The sequence below is a fragment of the Vibrio variabilis genome (genome assembly GCF_003263785.1).
In the GTDB taxonomy this organism is placed as follows: Bacteria; Pseudomonadota; Gammaproteobacteria; order Enterobacterales; family Vibrionaceae; genus Vibrio; species Vibrio variabilis.
In genome coordinates this window covers 1-15,744 of record NZ_JYJK01000075.1, presented here as the reverse complement: position 1 = coordinate 15,744, position 15,744 = coordinate 1, and the positions used below count along the sequence as shown (strand labels likewise).

Genomic DNA, 15,744 nt, shown 5'->3' with positions numbered 1-15,744 from the left:
CTAGATAAATTATAATTTCTTTCTTAGTCAGCTGTTGAGAACTTTTTTATGGTAAAGCTTGGTATAAACAATTTTGGCCGTGGTTTCTGATCGCGTTGCCTCTGTCTGTTGTGATTGGAACGGGTTATCGAATCTCGCTGTTAATGGACAACCAAGTCAGCTTAGTTGCCGAGGATTACTATAAAAAAGGAAAAGGGATTAATGTTGATTTAACCAAAATAAACGTTGCTAGAGAACTTGGACTCAATGCTGCGGTATCGTCAGCAGGCGATACGATTTTGATTAAGTTCCAAAAAGGCCAACTGCCTCACTACCCTGCTCTTACTGCTACGTTTACCCACCGCACGTTGCCAGACCGTGATTTTGAAAAGCTTCTTACTGCAGATGCTAAAGGCACCTACCGACTGACACTTGATCACGATGTTCAAGGTCCTTGGTTTGTAGAGCTACAACCACATGACCAAGCTTGGATGGTTCAAGGCCGAGTCACATTCCCAACTGAAACTGATGTAGTGTTGTTAGATTAAATTATGAGTAAGACGTGTTATCACTGCGGTGAAGATGTACCAGCCAACACGAACTTCAACGTAGAAATTTTGGGTGCAGACCGGGAGATGTGTTGCCCCGGCTGCGAAAGTGTGGCTCAAACGATTGTCGATAGTGGCTTAGTCTCCTATTACCAATATCGCACCGCCCCAGCAGAGAAGGCTGACTTGGTTCCCGAACAACTAAGAGCACTCATTCATTACGACAATGAAGATGTTCAAGCCGAGTTTGTGAGAAATCACGAAGACACTAAAGAAGTGACACTGTCACTGGAAGGGGTTTCCTGCGCAGCCTGCGCTTGGTTAATAGAAAAGCGTATGTCAGTCGAGCCTGGTGTGGTTTCCATTCGGGTTAACACCACGACAAACCGCGCCCTCCTCAAATGGGACAAAACTGCCACGCAGCTCAGTCAGTTGCTCTCCTCTATTCATACCCTAGCTACAAAGCCGCGCCGTTTGAAGCAGACAAGCAAGAAGCCGCTTATCATGCCACAATGAAGCAATACCTTTATAGGTTAGGCATTGCTGGCCTTGCAACCATGCAAGTGATGATGCTCGCCGTAGCGCTGTATCTCGAGGTGTTTGGTAATCTAGAACCTGAGTTCAAAAGTTATTTCCGTTGGGTTAGTCTGATTTTTGCAACGCCCGTTCTCCTCTACTCTGCCTTACCTTTCTATATCAATGCTTGGCGAAGTATCAAAGGCCGAACACTTGGCATGGACGTTCCAGTCTCTATTGCTTGATTTTTGCTTATGTGGCGAGTTTAGTGGCAACTGTCACAGAGCAAGGGGAAGTGTTCTTCGAGTCTATCTCGATGTTTACGTTCTTCTTATTGATTGGCCGTTATCTAGAGATGCGCGCACGAAGAAAAGCTGCCGCAGCAAGTGGGAACCTTCTCAAACTCATTCCAGCGATTGCCAATAAACTCAATGGTGAACAAGTGCCGGTTAAGTCGCTTCAAATAGGCGACCAAATTAAAGTATTACCTGGCGAGCACATTCCGGCTGACGGTGTCGTACTTAATGGCCGCATTCACATCGATGAATCAATGCTAACGGGTGAATCCCTACCGGTTGTAAAAGGCAAAGACGACTTTGTCTATGCCGGCACTCTAAATGGTGATGAAGCCTTTGACCTTGAAGTGCGTTCTACCAAAGCCGACTCAATGATTTCCAGCATTGTTCGATTGCAAGATGAAGCACAATTGAGCAAGCCCAAGATAGCCGAAATTGCTGACATCGTGGCACGTTACTTTGTTGCAATCATACTTGTGATTGCAGCAGGCACTTGGTTCTTCTGGCATCAAACAGAACCTGATGATGCGTTTTGGATCATGCTGTCTGTGCTTGTAGCAACCTGCCCTTGTGCGCTCTCATTGGCTACGCCGACCGCAATCACTTGCTCAAGTTCACGTATGGGTACGCTAGGTATCCTGTCTCGACGCGGACACGTATTTGAAACCTTGTGTAAAGTTAACCACCTCGTTGTCGACAAGACGGGTACTCTCACTCATGGCGACATTGAAATTGCTCATACGTTCGCTTTCGGTGAGCAATCTGAAGAAGAACTCCTGAGCATTGCTGCATCCCTCGAAAGTCACGCCAACCACCCTATCGCTCGTGCATTCAAACCATACCTGAACCATTCCGTTATGGTGACAGAGGTAGAAAACGTTATCGGCTCAGGTTTGCAAGGCGTCATTGACAGTAAGCTGGTCAAAATCGGTAACGCGCACTATGTATTAGGACGTGACGATGCCGCCCTAAACAGCGTTTATATGTCGATAGACGGTCAACATGTGGCGACATTCGAGTATCGTGACCCTATTCGTAAAGAAGCGGTCGAATTTATCAACAAGATGCGTGAAGCCGGTGTGAAAACAACGCTACTGACCGGTGATACGCTCTCGAACGCCGAGCCTGTTGCTAAAGAAGTTGGTATTGATGATGTTATTGCGAGTGCTTCACCTAGCGATAAACTGAATTACCTTAAATCGCTCGATTCTGATGACATTACCATGATGATTGGTGATGGCATTAATGATGCTCCAACTCTAGCCGGCGCTCACCTATCTATTGCTATGGGTGGTGGTACCGATGTTGCTAAGGCTTCTGCTGATCTCGTTTTACTGGGTGATAGATTGGATAAAATACTCACTGCTCGCGAGCTCGCGTTGAGAACTCGCAAGATCATCAGAGAGAACTTAGCTTGGTCTTTAGGGTATAATGTTTTGATTCTACATTGGCAGTCGCAGGCCTCGTCGCTCCTTATATTGCGGTTGTGGGCATGTCAGCAAGCTCTATTATTGTCGTTTCAAACTCGCTACGCTTGCTTAAAGAAGAAGGTAAGTAATATGGAAAGCATCTATATCCTCATTCCCATCGCCATTGTTTTGGTGTGTGTGGCGGTTGCCATCTTCTTATGGGCGGTGAAAAGCGAACAGTTTGAAGACCTAGAACGTCAAGGTCACAATATTTTGTTTGACGAAGACACCGACCAAAAAGCACAAGCAAAACAAGCGAATCAAAAACCGAAACAGGAAGACTCGCGTGAATCTTGACCTAATTGGTGCTTTTACCATCGGGCTTTTAGGCGCTGGCCACTGCATGGGAATGTGCGGTGGCATTGCCTCCCTACTTTCCATTGGACAATCGAATAAAACCCCCACCGCACTTATAATCAATTACAACCTTGGCCGTTTGCTAAGTTACACGTTGATCGGTAGTGTTGTGGGTGGAACGATTGCAGGGATTGCATCGCTTTCCCAGTTCAATCAATCGCTTGCGTTTGTTCGCATCATCGCCGCTTTGTTTATGGTATTGCTCGCTTTCTATGTGGGTCGATGGTGGAATGGACTGTTAAAGGTTGAAGCACTGGGTCAGTCGTTATGGAAGCGTATCTCACCTCTCGCCAATAAACTACTGCCACTAAAACACAGTTCTCATGCCATACCGTTTGGCTTTTTATGGGGCTGGTTGCCATGCGGCCTTGTCTACTCGGTATTAACCTGGGCAGCCGTATCTGGAAGTGCATTAGGCGGCGGCGCCACCATGTTGGCTTTTGGTCTTGGTACCTTGCCCGCTATGTTGCTAGTAGGCACGAGCGCTACAAAATTAAAATCCCTGCAAAATTCACTTATTTTCCGCAACATCGCCGCAATTTCGATACTCGTTTATGGACTATATACAGGTTACGAGTCGGTGATGATTTTTAGCGCAAACTAATAGATGATTGTTTTATCATTGATTTTTTAGCTACCCTTTGGGGTAATGAATGATAAAATCTTGATGTACATCAAATAGTGAAAGGTTGTTATGATTTCTGAAAAGCCTGTAGCAAAACGTGTTCAGTCTGGCGGCTGTGCGATTCATTGCCAAGATTGCAGCATTAGTCAGCTCTGCATCCCCTTTACTCTCAACGAATCTGAGCTTGATCAACTAGACCAAATTATTGAGCGTAAAAAGCCGATCCAAAAAGGCCAAGAGCTATTTAAAGCAGGTGACGAATTAAAGTCACTTTACGCAATTCGCTCAGGGACAATTAAAAGTTACACCATTACCGAGCAAGGCGATGAGCAGATCACGGCTTTCCACCTAGCTGGAGACCTAGTGGGTTTCGATGCTATTACTGGAGATGAGCATCCAAGCTTTGCACAAGCTCTTGAAACGTCAATGGTGTGCGAAATCCCTTACGAAATTCTCGATGACCTTTCAGGTAAAATGCCTAAGCTTCGTCAACAAATCATGCGTTTGATGTCGAATGAAATCAAAGGCGATCAGGAAATGATTCTCCTGCTGTCTAAGAAAAACGCTGAAGAGCGCTTGGCGGCATTCCTGTATAACCTATCAACCCGTTTCTCACAACGTGGCTTTAGCCCAAGAGAGTTCCGCCTAACCATGACTCGTGGAGATATCGGCAACTATCTAGGTCTAACCGTTGAAACCATCAGCCGCTTACTTGGTCGCTTCCAAAAAGCAGAAGTGCTGAGCGTGAAAGGCAAGTACATCACCATCATCGACCACGATGCACTGATGGAGATGGCCGGCGTTTCTAAAGAATAAACGCTTTTAAATCCTCGTTTTGACAACCTTTCCGAAGTGGCTCTACAATGAGCCACTTCAAATTTTCTTCCCTTTAAAATCCAATTTTTCTAAAAAAATTCATAGATTTGCGCTAAAGTGTTTATAGGTAATGACCCAATTAGGTAGGGAGTATCTATGAGCATCTACAGTAAAATCCTCGTCGTAGCGAATCTCAATAGCGATGAGCAACCTGCCCTTGCTCGTGCGGTTCAACTTGCTAAGAAGAGCAAATCCAGGAGCCACATCCGTTTCTTCTTATCTATTTACGATTTCTCTTACGACATGACCTCCATGTTGTCACATGAAGAGCGTGACGCAATGAGACGTGGTGTAATACACCAACGTGAAGAATGGATGAGAAGTGTCGCGAAACCTTACCTTGATGACAGCTTTGATTTCGACGTTACGGTTGTTTGGCATAACAGACCTTATGTAGCGATCGTGGAAGAAGTGTTTGAAGGAAAGCAAGACATTGTCATCAAAGCCACTCGCAAACACGATATTCTCGAGTCAGTGATTTTCACACCAACAGACTGGCACCTACTTCGCAAATGCCCAGTGCCTGTTTTGTTAGTTTAAGAATGCCGATTGGCCAGAGAAAGCCAATATTATTGCATCGGTTCACGTTGGATCAGAAAACCCGACACACATTGATTTGAATGATTGCATGGTCAAGCAGCTTGATAGCTTAACCGAACGTCTCGACGCAACTGGCTATCTTGTTAACGCCTACCCCGTTACACCGGCAAACATCACCATTGAACTCCCAGAGTTCGATCCTGCAACATACACCGACGCTGTTCGCGGTCATCATTTAACGGCTATGAAAGCACTGCGTCAAAAACATGGTTACGCTGAAGAGCAAACGATCGTCGAGCAAGGGTTGCCAGAGGACATCATTCCCGATGTAGCTCGTCAGCTTGATGCTGGTATGGTGATTCTTGGCACGACTGGTCGAACTGGTTTGTCCGCCGTGTTTATTGGTAATACCGCAGAGCATGTGATTGATAAGATCAATTGCGATGTCATGGCGCTCAAACCGGATGGCTATATCAGCCTCTTGACCCAAGCCAGTCCTAATAGAAAAAACGCCCCTCATCGAGGGGCGCTGTTCTAGTCAGTGATACGACTAAACGTTAGTCACATCAATAAACATCGATTCATCAATGTTAGTCGATGACACCGTCGCTTCACTGAACTCGTATTCTTCTCTGTTACCTTCACGATCAAGTGGCAGGTTAACAAAGTCAAACAGTTCACGGTCAGCTAGCTGACTAGGGCTCACGTTTTGAATCGATTTGAAGATAGCTTCAACGCGACCCGGAGTCTTCTTATCCCAATCAATCAACATCGCCTTAATCGACTGACGTTGTAGGTTCTCTTGAGAACCACACAGGTTACAAGGAATGATTGGGAACTCTTTGTGTTCAGCGTATTTGATCAGATCTTTTTCACGGCAGTACGTGAGTGGACGAATCACAACGTTACGGCCATCATCAGAACGAAGCTTAGGTGGCATCGCTTTTAGTCGAGAGCCGTGGAACATGTTCAAGAACATAGTTTCCACAATGTCATCAAGGTGGTGACCTAGTGCAATTTTAGTCGCGCCAATTTTTTCAGCAAATGAGTAAAGCGTGCCACGACGAAGACGTGAGCATAAGCCGCATGTCGTTTTGCCCTCAGGGATCTTCTCTTTAACCACTGAGTAGGTATCTTTATCAACGATGTAATACGGAATGTTCAGCGTTTCAAAATAATCTGGCAGGATGTGCTCTGGAAAACCAGGTTGTTTTTGGTCAAGGTTAACCGCAACCACATCAAACTTGATCGGTGCTGCTTTTTGAAGATTCAATAGGATATCCAGCATCGCGAATGAATCTTTACCACCACTGATACACGCCATCACCACATCATTTTCTTCAATCATGTTGTAGTCGATAATTGCGTTGCCAACATTTCTTCTAAGACGCTTTTGAAGTTTGTTGAACTCTAGGGTTTCTTTTCTTGTATCTGTCTGATTCATCACGTGCTCTCACATTGCCGACAACGTCGACGATAGGATTTCCTACTGGGAATAATCTGGGGCGTGGATTATACGAGCTTTTTAATAAAGATTAAATGGTTGTTTGACCCCTTTCGATTGGGAGTCAAACAATTCTTGAGAGATATGAAGGCTTACTTCGCGCCAGGAAGGTAAGGTAGGATACGAACTGTCTCACCGGGAAGTGTCATGTAACCACCCTCGCCGATGTCACTTAGGCGCACTTGAGCTTTGCCGTTTTCCAATGCGACTGAAGTACCATCTGAAAAAGAAATCACACCTTCTAGATCAGGCGCAAACTCCAGAGTGATGCCCTCAACATCAGGCGTGAACCAACTAGCAAACATGCCGCCAAGATCTTCTAGCATCACTTGCATTTGTGGTAATAGTTTTTCGACTTCTGCATAAGGTACTTTGCCTGACATTGGTTCTGTCGTCATCACCACCATAGAGAAGTCACAGCGTTGATCTTGTGGTGTATGAACAAATACCAACGGGTTCGCTGATTTAAGGTTGTTATCTAGTGGTACCACGAGCTCATTAATTGGACTAGCTGGCAATTCTTCATAGTGCTCCTCTTTCTCCATCCACGCTTTTTCGATAGGACACAATGTTTTTGAGTCCGCATCGACAAAGAAGAAGGCCACTTTGACGTCTTCATGCCCTTCTTTGGCATTGTTCTTCATTTGAGAAAACAACTTTGAATAGGTGAACATGTACTCTTGGGCAAGAGTAGGAACCGCAAACGTGGCTGCGGCAAAACCTAAAAGGGCTAACTTTACTACTTTCATGTTTAATTCTTTGATTATTATTGTGTTGTCCAGAACTGGTCATTATGTCGAATCATGGCTTGCAGGTCTTTGACGTATGCCTCACCCCGCTCCGAATAACGCAGTAATCCATTAGTAAGTTCCAGTGCAGCCGTCTCTGACAGCAAATCTTCGCCTCGTTCACGAATCCCAGCACGGATATCACGCAACTCTTGATACGCTCTGTTGCGATTCACATTCATAAAATAGCCATGGATAGATTGCTGGGGTGAGCTGAACTTGGCCACTTCATGCGACATTCCTTCACTGCGTTTCAACGGTACAAGGCCGCACCCCTTCGTATAACACCACTGACCAAAATAGTTGTTAGCCTCATTAGCGAAACGCGATGTTCCCCATGCAGACTCGTTGGCCGCTTGCGTTAACACCAATGCTTCAGGCAGGACATCAACCCTTTCAAGCATGGCTTCGACCCAGTCGTAGCTAACCTCAGTTGGCTCTAGTGAATAGAGTTTACCGAGGCGTTTTGCTGTGGCTTGTTGTTCACTCGTCAGAGACTGCTCATCCAGTGCGTGTCTAATGCTAAGTAATCGTCTGCGCTCTTTTTCTATTCGCGCGTTTTCAATGGCGATTCCAGGTCGTAAATAGTCAAAAAACGTCTGCTTCTTCTGATTGGTGTCCGTAATGCTTGCGATGTCGGGCTTTTCTTCCGCAATAGAAGGTAAGGTAATGGTTTCTTCTTCACTTTCGTCGGCGGATTTTTCCGAAAGGAACAAAAAAGCGCTCCCAGTCAGGAGCGCAGCGATTGAAAGAAATTTATGCGAACTACGCATCAAATACCTCAGGGTTCTTATTAGGCTTATCGTCGTTTCTTGGAGGGGTATTGTCGTTGTCGTCGTTACCAGAATCGTTTGAGCCATTATCTTCAGTGGCAACAATCTTTAGGGTGATACCAAACATTTCGCGATAAACAATGCCTTTTACATGGAAGAAAAATGGCAATACAAAGATAAGGCCAATACCGTAGAACATCGCGCCGACAATGAACATTAACATCACTAAGGTGTAGATACCTGCCAGTACGAAAATCTTCTTGTTTACCGCACGCAGCGATAACAACAAAGACTGCAGTGGCGGAACTTTTTTCTCACAAATGAGCAATATAGATTGGCTAAATGCAAGAGATAGATACATGGAAAGGAATGGCAAAATCATGCTCACCACGCCTTGCAACATCAAGCTAAAAAGCGTAGCGATAATAACAGGTACGGTAAACTGTAGACCTTTGCCGATGTGTCTGGTTTTCGTGGTTAAGCCTGCTGCGTGGCTCATCGCCATTAGCGAGATACCCGCGAATACAGGTGCACTCACCACTTCATAACTAAAGTTAGCAACAAAAATAGCCTGAAAAATGCTCTGATCTAGTAAGCTAGGGTCTTGGAACGCTTGCAAGATAACGGATGGATCGCCGAGCTGTAGTTGCAGTGCGATATAAAAAATACCCACTTGCACAAAAATGAGGGCAATAATTGCTGGAGAGAAAGACAAAAAATGCTTGATGGTGTGCTGCCACGCTTCTTGGAACACAGCCCCAGCCTTGAGGTCATATTTCCCTGAGATAGCGCGCTCAATTGAGCCACCTAAATTGAAGTCTCTTTCAAAATCGTTTTTCATATGTTTTCCAAGTGACACTCTATACGAGTACATTTCTTCGTTGAAAAGGCTGCGACATTATAGCGGTAACGAGATTGTTTTATCACTGTTATCACCTTGCTTTTCGGTCTTTTTGGGTGATAATTAACCAATTGATAAGGCAAAATATTCAACTCGACGCGCTCTAAACCTAGTATGGTAAATAATGTTTAGTTTTACCTGCAAAATTTTTTCGTTTCGGGATAAGAAAATGCTTTGATTTCACCCAATTGGTGATTATGATGCGCGCCTTAAATGTGTATAGCAACTGGCCGCTCAAATTCCGGCCGAGGTGGAGAAAAACAGACGTTGAACGCTAAACATTCAGAAGGAACACCAGTCGTACAGCTTGCTGGTGTGAGTAAAAGTTTCGATGGTAAGGAAATCATCGCAAATCTTAACTTAAACGTTAATCATGGTGAGTTTCTCACTATTTTGGGTCCTTCGGGTTGCGGTAAGACTACAGTACTAAGAATGATCGCCGGTTTTGAAACCGTCGACAGTGGTAGACTCAATCTCGCTGGCCAAGATGTAACGGAAGTCCCTGCTGAACAGAGACACGTCAATACTGTTTTCCAGAGCTATGCCCTCTTCCCTCATATGACCGTTTTCGAAAACGTGGCATTTGGTTTGCGTATGCAAAAAGTGCCAAACGCTGAAATAGAGCCTCGCGTTCTAGAAGCGTTGAAAATGGTACGCCTAGAGAAAATGGCTCAGCGTAAACCTCACCAGCTTTCTGGTGGTCAGCAGCAACGTATTGCGATTGCCCGCGCTGTAGTGAACAAGCCAAAGGTTCTACTGTTGGACGAATCTCTGTCTGCACTTGACTACAAACTGCGTAAGCAAATGCAGATTGAGCTCAAGCAGCTTCAGCGCCAACTGGGTATTACCTTTATCTTCGTTACCCACGACCAAGAAGAAGCACTGTCGATGTCGGATCGTATCATCGTGATGCGCGACGGTGTGATCGAGCAAGACGGTTCTCCTCGCGAAATCTACGAAGAGCCTAAAAACTTGTTCGTCGCTCGTTTCATTGGCGAGATTAACGTGTTTAACGCTACGGCAATCGACCGCATTGACGACAAACGTATCAATGCCGAAATCGAAGGTCAGAAGAGCATCGTTTACTACGACAAAGCGTTTGAATCTGGTGAAAAGCTTCAAGTATTGCTTCGCCCAGAAGATTTGCGTATCGAAGAGATCAAAGAATCTGAAAATAAAGGCATCGTTGGCCACGTAGCAGAGCGCACCTATAAAGGTATGACGCTAGATTCTGTCGTAGAACTTGAATCTGGTATGCGTGTAATGGTGAGTGAATTCTTTAACGAAGACGATCCAGATGTCGACCACTCGCTAGGTCAAAAGGTAGCCGTTACTTGGGTTGAAAGCTGGGAAGTGGTGCTAAAAGATGAGCAAGAAGTTTAATCTACAGAACGCCATTATCACTCTGATTGTCGGCTGGTTAGTACTATTCGTACTGATCCCAAATGTGATGATCATTGGTACAAGCTTCCTAACTCGAGACGAAGCTAACCTGATTGAAATGACGTTCACACTCGAGAACTACGCACGTTTACTCGACCCGCTATACGCTAAGGTCTTATTCCACTCGTTCTACATGGCGATCGTGGCAACCTTTATCTGTTTAGTGGTTGGTTATCCATTTGCGTATATCGTAGCGAAGATGCCAGAGAAATGGCGTCCGTTTATGCTGTTCTTGGTGATAGTCCCTTTCTGGACTAACTCTTTAATCCGTACCTATGGTTTGAAGATTGTTTTGGGTACTCAAGGCATCTTAAACAAGAGCTTGTTGGCATTAGACATCATCGATAAGCCTTTGCGCATTATGTACACCGAAACTGCGGTTATGATCGGCTTAGTATATATCCTACTGCCTTTCATGATTCTCCCGCTTTATTCAGCGATTGAGAAGTTAGACGGTACGTATATTGAAGCCGCACGCGACCTTGGTGCGAACAAGTGGCAAACACTAACGAAAGTGATCTTGCCATTGACTATGCCAGGTATTATCGGCGGGTGTTTACTCGTGCTACTTCCAGCACTTGGTATGTTCTATATTGCTGACCTATTAGGCGGCGCGAAGAACCTTCTGATTGGTAACGTGATTAAGAGTCAAATATTGAATGCTCGTGATTGGCCGTTTGGCGCAGCGACGAGTATTGCCCTCACCGCCGCGATGGCTGTGATGTTGTATGCCTACTACCGTGCAGGCAAGCTCTTAAACCGTAAAGTGGAGCTCGAATAATGGGACGCGCTGTAAGATTTAGTTTTATGACGGTAGTGTACGCGTTCTTGTATCTACCGATCATTGTTTTGATCGCTAACTCATTCAATGCCAACAAATTTGGCATGAAATGGGGCGGCTTTACGACCAAGTGGTACGACGCTCTGGTTAACAACGACAGCTTAATGCAAGCCGCTTGGCACTCGCTCAACGTCGCTGTGTTTTCGGCAACCGCTGCAACCATTATTGGTAGCTTAACCGCGGTTGCACTGTTCCGTTACCAGTTTAAGGGCAAAGGCGCTGTAAGTGGCCTACTCTTTATTGTAATGATGTCACCAGATATTGTTATGGCCATTTCGTTATTAGCGATTTTCTTGGTGCTTGGTGCTCAACTTGGCTTCTTTAGTTTGTTGATTGCACACATTACATTCTGTTTGCCGTTCGTGGTTGTGACTGTGTATAGCCGTTTAAAAGGCTTCGATGTCAAAATGCTTGAAGCGGCGAAGGATCTTGGTGCTGGTGAATGGACAATTCTGAAGCAGATTATATTGCCACTGGCCAAACCGGCAGTTGCGGCAGGTTGGCTATTGTCATTCACACTATCGCTGGATGATGTGATTGTGAGTTCTTTTGTGACAGGTCCAACGTACGAGATTCTGCCACTTAAGATTTACTCAATGGTCAAAGTTGGTATTTCACCAGAAGTGAATGCCCTTGCGACCATTATGCTAATTGTCTCTCTTATCTTGGTTGTGACCTCACAATTACTGGCAAGAGAAAAGGTTGAGTAAACCGCTATTTTACTAATGGAGCAGAATGGCGTTGTCATTCTGCTCTTTTTCTATCTATGCCTTAAAGGCAGCGTTTGTTTTGGAGCTAACGTCAATGAAAAAATGGGCTACTTTTTTAGCTGGTAGTGCATGTGCACTTTCTCTTCTATCTGGAGCAGCTAGTGCAAAAGAAGATAAAGAATTGGTATTTATGAACTGGGGGCCTTACATCAACAGTAATATCCTAGAGCAATTTACCAAAGAAACTGGCATCAAGGTGATCTACTCAACATATGAGTCAAACGAAACCTTGTATGCAAAGCTAAAAACGCACAATAAAGGCTATGATCTTGTCGTTCCATCGACCTACTTCGTAGCGAAAATGCGTGATGAAGGTATGCTACAAAAAATCGATAAATCAAAGCTATCGAACTTTAGCAACCTCGACGCAAACTACCTAGACAAACCATACGATCCAAACAACGACTACTCTATTCCACACGTTGTTGCGATCACCGGTCTAGCAGTCAATACAGACATGTATGACCCTGAAGAGTTTACAAGCTGGGCTGATTTGTGGAAGCCCGAGCTAGAAGGCCAGTTAATGATGATGGATGACACTCGTGAAGTGTTCCATATCGCGCTACGTAAATTAGGCTACTCTGGTAACACGACTGACAAAGCACAAATTGACGAAGCTTACGCAGAACTGCAAAAGCTCATGCCAAACGTATTAGTGTTTAATTCAGACAACCCTGGTGCACCATACATGTCTGGCGAAGTAGGCCTAGGTATGCTTTGGAATGGCTCAGCGGCTGCTGCTCAAAATGAAGGTCTACCCATTAAACTTGTTTTCCCGAAAGAAGGCGGTATTGGTTGGGTAGACAACTTCGCGATCAGCTCAGGTGCTGAAAACGTTGATGCAGCACACAAGATGATCGACTTTTTGCTTCGCCCTGAAATCGCTGAGCAAATTTCTCGCGACACCGGTTACCTAACAGCGGTAAAAGCGTCAAACGAGAAGTTTAAAGACAGCCCTGCTCTGTTCCCATCTCAAGAAGATTTGGATCGCGTAGAGTGGCAAGATGCGGTTGGCGACAGCACAGTCGTTTACGAAGATTATTTCCTAAAACTAAAAGCGGGTCAGTAATCTTTACTTATTCGGTTCAAAAAGGTGGCAGCAGCCACCTTTTTTTATGGGTGACTTTCTATATCCTTCTAAACGTTTAATTTTTGTAAACTCCGACATAGAGTATTCAATCATTGGCTGATATAATGTTGTGATGCACATCAAATAATGATGGCGTGCAAAGTAGTGTGGGAAGCCCTACTTTCCCATATCGTCATGTCTCTTAGAGACTCTTTGTTTACCAATACAAACGGAAAAGTAATGAAAAGCAAATTGTATGCAGGCGCACTATGTGCGGCGACTCTCTTCACTACCCCGGCGTTTGCAGCCAACGAAGAACTTTACTTCTACAACTGGTCTGAATACATTCCTAGCGAAGTACTAGAAGACTTTACGAAAGAAACCGGCATTAAAGTCATCTATTCGACTTACGAATCAAATGAGAGCATGTATGCGAAATTAAAAACGCAAGGCTCTGGCTACGATCTCGTAGTTCCTTCTACCTATTTCGTCTCTAAGATGCGTAAAGAAGGCATGCTTCAAGAGATCGACAAAGAAAAGCTTGCTCACTACCAAGATCTGGATCCAAACTATCTAGACAAGCCTTTTGACCCAGACAACAAATTCTCGATTCCTTATATTTGGGGCGCAACCGGTATTGGTATCAATACAGACATGCTAGACCGCTCAGCAGTTAGCTCATGGGGTGATCTGTGGGATCCGCAATGGGAAGGTCAACTGATGATGATGGATGACTCACGTGAAGTATTCCACATCGCACTAACCAAGCTTGGTTACTCACCAAACACCACTAATCCAGATGAAATCAAAGCGGCATACGACGAGCTTCGAAAGCTGGTTCCAAACGTATTGGTGTTCAACTCAGATTTCCCAGCTAACCCATATCTAGCTGGCGAAGTGTCACTGGGTATGCTTTGGAATGGTTCAGCTTACATGGCTCGCCAGGAAGGCGCTTCTATCGAAATCGTATGGCCTGAAAAAGGTACGATTTTCTGGATGGATAGCCTAGCGATCCCATCTGGCGCGAAAAATACCGAAGCCGCTCACAAGATGATTGACTTCCTACTTCGCCCAGAAAATGCTGCGAAAATTGCGGTGGAAATTGGTTACCCAACACCAGTGAAAACAGCTTACCCACTACTACCAAAAGAATTTGCTGAAGATCCAAACGTGTTCCCACCTCAAAAAGTGATGGACTCGGGTACATGGCAAGACGAAGTTGGTGAAGCTGGCGCGCTTTACGAAGAGTACTTCCAGAAGCTAAAAGTTGATAACTAATTCCAGTACTGACCTATGAACAAAGCCCTCCAACTGGAGGGCTTTGTTATATTTGAAAACCAGAAATGACGTTAAGCGGTATTACCTTGAGTCTGCAACTCTAAAATCTCTTTGACCAACTTCGGCACCTCGATGCTCGCCTTGCCATAACGCTTCTCTTCAAATTCACTCTGTACTGCGCTTGGCTCAAGATTAATCTCTATGGTATGAGCGCCATGCATTTTAGCGTCATGAACAAAACCCGCTGCTGGATACACTACGCCAGACGTACCAATGGAAATAAACAGATCGGCTTTCTCAATCGCGGCGTAAATATCTCCCATTCGAAGTGGCATCTCACCAAACCAAACGATATGTGGTCTCATTTGCGAAGGAATTTGGCAGCAATGGCACAAATCGCCAGTGAGGATATCGTCTTTAGTATCGATAACCTGCCCAGACTCTTCACAGCGAGCTTTGAGCAGCTCACCATGCATGTGAATAATATTCTCACTTCCGCCACGCTCATGGAGGTTATCAATATTCTGAGTGATGACTGTCACTGTGCCGTCTAACTCTTTCTCAAGGTTCCCTAACGCAATATGTGCGGCATTAGGCAAGATGGACTCCTGTTGGAGCTTGCGGCGACGTTGATTATAAAAGTTTTGGACAAGCTCTGGATTCCGTACAAAGCCTTCAGGCGTGGCCACGTCCTCAATTCGGTGGTTTTCCCAAAGTCCGTCTTGTGCACGGAATGTTTGAATACCTGATTCCGCAGAAATACCCGCACCGGTCAAAACAACGACATTTTTATAGGGGAACTTCATAGACCTTCCTTGTGCTGACTTATTGTTGTACCAATAAGAGTAACATGGAACGAATAACATCAATAGTATTAGGATTAGACCATGGTCTAATCCCTATGGCATTTCAGTAACTTAGAAGTACTGAGATAGGATTAGTCTTCGTTTGTGGCTGAGATCTTATGAATCGCCAAGTCTGCGCCTTTGTATTCATCTTCTTCAGATAAACGCAAGCCTGTGAGCTTATCTAGAATGCCATATACTAGACCGGCGCCAATCACAGCAACAACGATTCCAGTTGCTGTTCCTATCAATTGAGAGGCGAAGCTCACCCCCCTAGACCACCAAACGCCTGCTGACCAAAAATACCTGCTGCAATACCGCCCCAA

The 15,744-nt window shown here is 45.0% G+C and carries 13 protein-coding genes and 4 pseudogenes; 11 read left to right on the top strand and 6 right to left on the bottom strand.

The features are described 5' to 3' along the window. Positions 1–53: 53 nt before the first annotated feature. From TZ48_RS12330 to uspE, 6 genes and pseudogenes are all read left to right on the top strand, one after another. Positions 54–527, top strand: a pseudogene (locus TZ48_RS12330) (FixH family protein); the annotation flags it as partial. A 3-nt stretch (positions 528–530) separates the two neighbouring features. Then, positions 531–2,897, top strand: a pseudogene (locus TZ48_RS12325) (heavy metal translocating P-type ATPase). A gap of 1 nt (position 2,898) precedes the next feature. Further along, positions 2,899–3,105, top strand: coding sequence for a cbb3-type cytochrome oxidase assembly protein CcoS (gene ccoS / locus TZ48_RS12320; RefSeq protein ID WP_112479372.1), 207 nt, complete (start codon positions 2,899–2,901; stop codon positions 3,103–3,105). Beyond that, entirely contained in the window at positions 3,095–3,769 is a 675-nt protein-coding gene (locus tag TZ48_RS12315; RefSeq protein ID WP_112479371.1) for a sulfite exporter TauE/SafE family protein, read from the top strand. Before ccoS ends, TZ48_RS12315 begins: the two co-directional genes overlap by 11 nt. A gap of 90 nt (positions 3,770–3,859) precedes the next feature. Next, complete coding sequence (locus TZ48_RS12310; RefSeq protein ID WP_112460197.1) at positions 3,860–4,606, top strand: FNR family transcription factor; 747 nt, start codon at positions 3,860–3,862, stop codon at positions 4,604–4,606. Positions 4,607–4,762: 156 nt separating this feature from the next. Next, positions 4,763–5,744: pseudogene (gene uspE, locus TZ48_RS12305) on the top strand (universal stress protein UspE). A gap of 12 nt (positions 5,745–5,756) precedes the next feature. Here uspE and ttcA read toward each other — a convergent pair. The 4 genes from ttcA to TZ48_RS12285 all read right to left on the bottom strand — a co-directional run bounded on the left by ttcA (position 5,757) and on the right by TZ48_RS12285 (position 9,112). Next, positions 5,757–6,650: a tRNA 2-thiocytidine(32) synthetase TtcA gene (gene ttcA, locus TZ48_RS12300; protein WP_112479370.1), complete on the bottom strand. Its 894-nt coding sequence runs from the start codon at positions 6,648–6,650 to the stop codon at positions 5,757–5,759. 152 nt (positions 6,651–6,802) lie between these two features. Then, positions 6,803–7,459 (bottom strand): DUF2987 domain-containing protein, encoded by a 657-nt coding sequence (locus TZ48_RS12295; RefSeq protein ID WP_112479369.1) that lies wholly within the window; start codon positions 7,457–7,459, stop codon positions 6,803–6,805. A gap of 17 nt (positions 7,460–7,476) precedes the next feature. Then, the gene (locus tag TZ48_RS12290; RefSeq protein ID WP_112479368.1) at positions 7,477–8,271 is read right to left on the bottom strand and encodes a glucosaminidase domain-containing protein; all 795 of its coding nucleotides are present in this window, start codon (positions 8,269–8,271) and stop codon (positions 7,477–7,479) included. Then, on the bottom strand, positions 8,264–9,112 hold the full coding sequence (locus TZ48_RS12285) for a hypothetical protein (RefSeq protein ID WP_112479367.1): 849 nt from the start codon (positions 9,110–9,112) through the stop codon (positions 8,264–8,266). Before TZ48_RS12285 ends, TZ48_RS12290 begins: the two co-directional genes overlap by 8 nt. Before the next feature lie 273 nt (positions 9,113–9,385). Between TZ48_RS12285 and potA the strand changes: the two genes are divergently transcribed. The 5 genes from potA (at position 9,386) to TZ48_RS12260 (ending at position 14,573) form a co-directional block, all read left to right on the top strand. Then, the gene (gene potA, locus TZ48_RS12280) at positions 9,386–10,555 is read left to right on the top strand and encodes a spermidine/putrescine ABC transporter ATP-binding protein PotA (protein ID WP_112460192.1); all 1,170 of its coding nucleotides are present in this window, start codon (positions 9,386–9,388) and stop codon (positions 10,553–10,555) included. Continuing rightward, positions 10,539–11,396, top strand: coding sequence for a spermidine/putrescine ABC transporter permease PotB (potB, locus tag TZ48_RS12275; protein ID WP_042501539.1), 858 nt, complete (start codon positions 10,539–10,541; stop codon positions 11,394–11,396). Before potA ends, potB begins: the two co-directional genes overlap by 17 nt. Next, entirely contained in the window at positions 11,396–12,166 is a 771-nt protein-coding gene (gene potC, locus TZ48_RS12270) for a spermidine/putrescine ABC transporter permease PotC (protein WP_112479366.1), read from the top strand. The genes potB and potC overlap by 1 nt, the downstream gene beginning before the upstream one ends. A gap of 94 nt (positions 12,167–12,260) precedes the next feature. Then, a complete protein-coding gene (locus tag TZ48_RS12265) occupies positions 12,261–13,295 on the top strand; it encodes an extracellular solute-binding protein (RefSeq protein WP_112479365.1) in 1,035 nt (344 codons plus the stop codon). Between the two features lie 240 nt (positions 13,296–13,535). Further along, on the top strand, positions 13,536–14,573 hold the full coding sequence (locus TZ48_RS12260; RefSeq protein WP_112479364.1) for an extracellular solute-binding protein: 1,038 nt from the start codon (positions 13,536–13,538) through the stop codon (positions 14,571–14,573). Positions 14,574–14,644: 71 nt separating this feature from the next. Here the strand turns inward: TZ48_RS12260 and cobB are convergent, their stop codons facing one another. Both cobB and TZ48_RS12250 read right to left on the bottom strand, forming a co-directional pair. Beyond that, on the bottom strand, positions 14,645–15,379 hold the full coding sequence (gene cobB / locus TZ48_RS12255; protein ID WP_112479363.1) for a Sir2 family NAD+-dependent deacetylase: 735 nt from the start codon (positions 15,377–15,379) through the stop codon (positions 14,645–14,647). Between the two features lie 131 nt (positions 15,380–15,510). Next, positions 15,511–15,744: pseudogene (locus TZ48_RS12250) on the bottom strand (ammonium transporter); the annotation flags it as partial.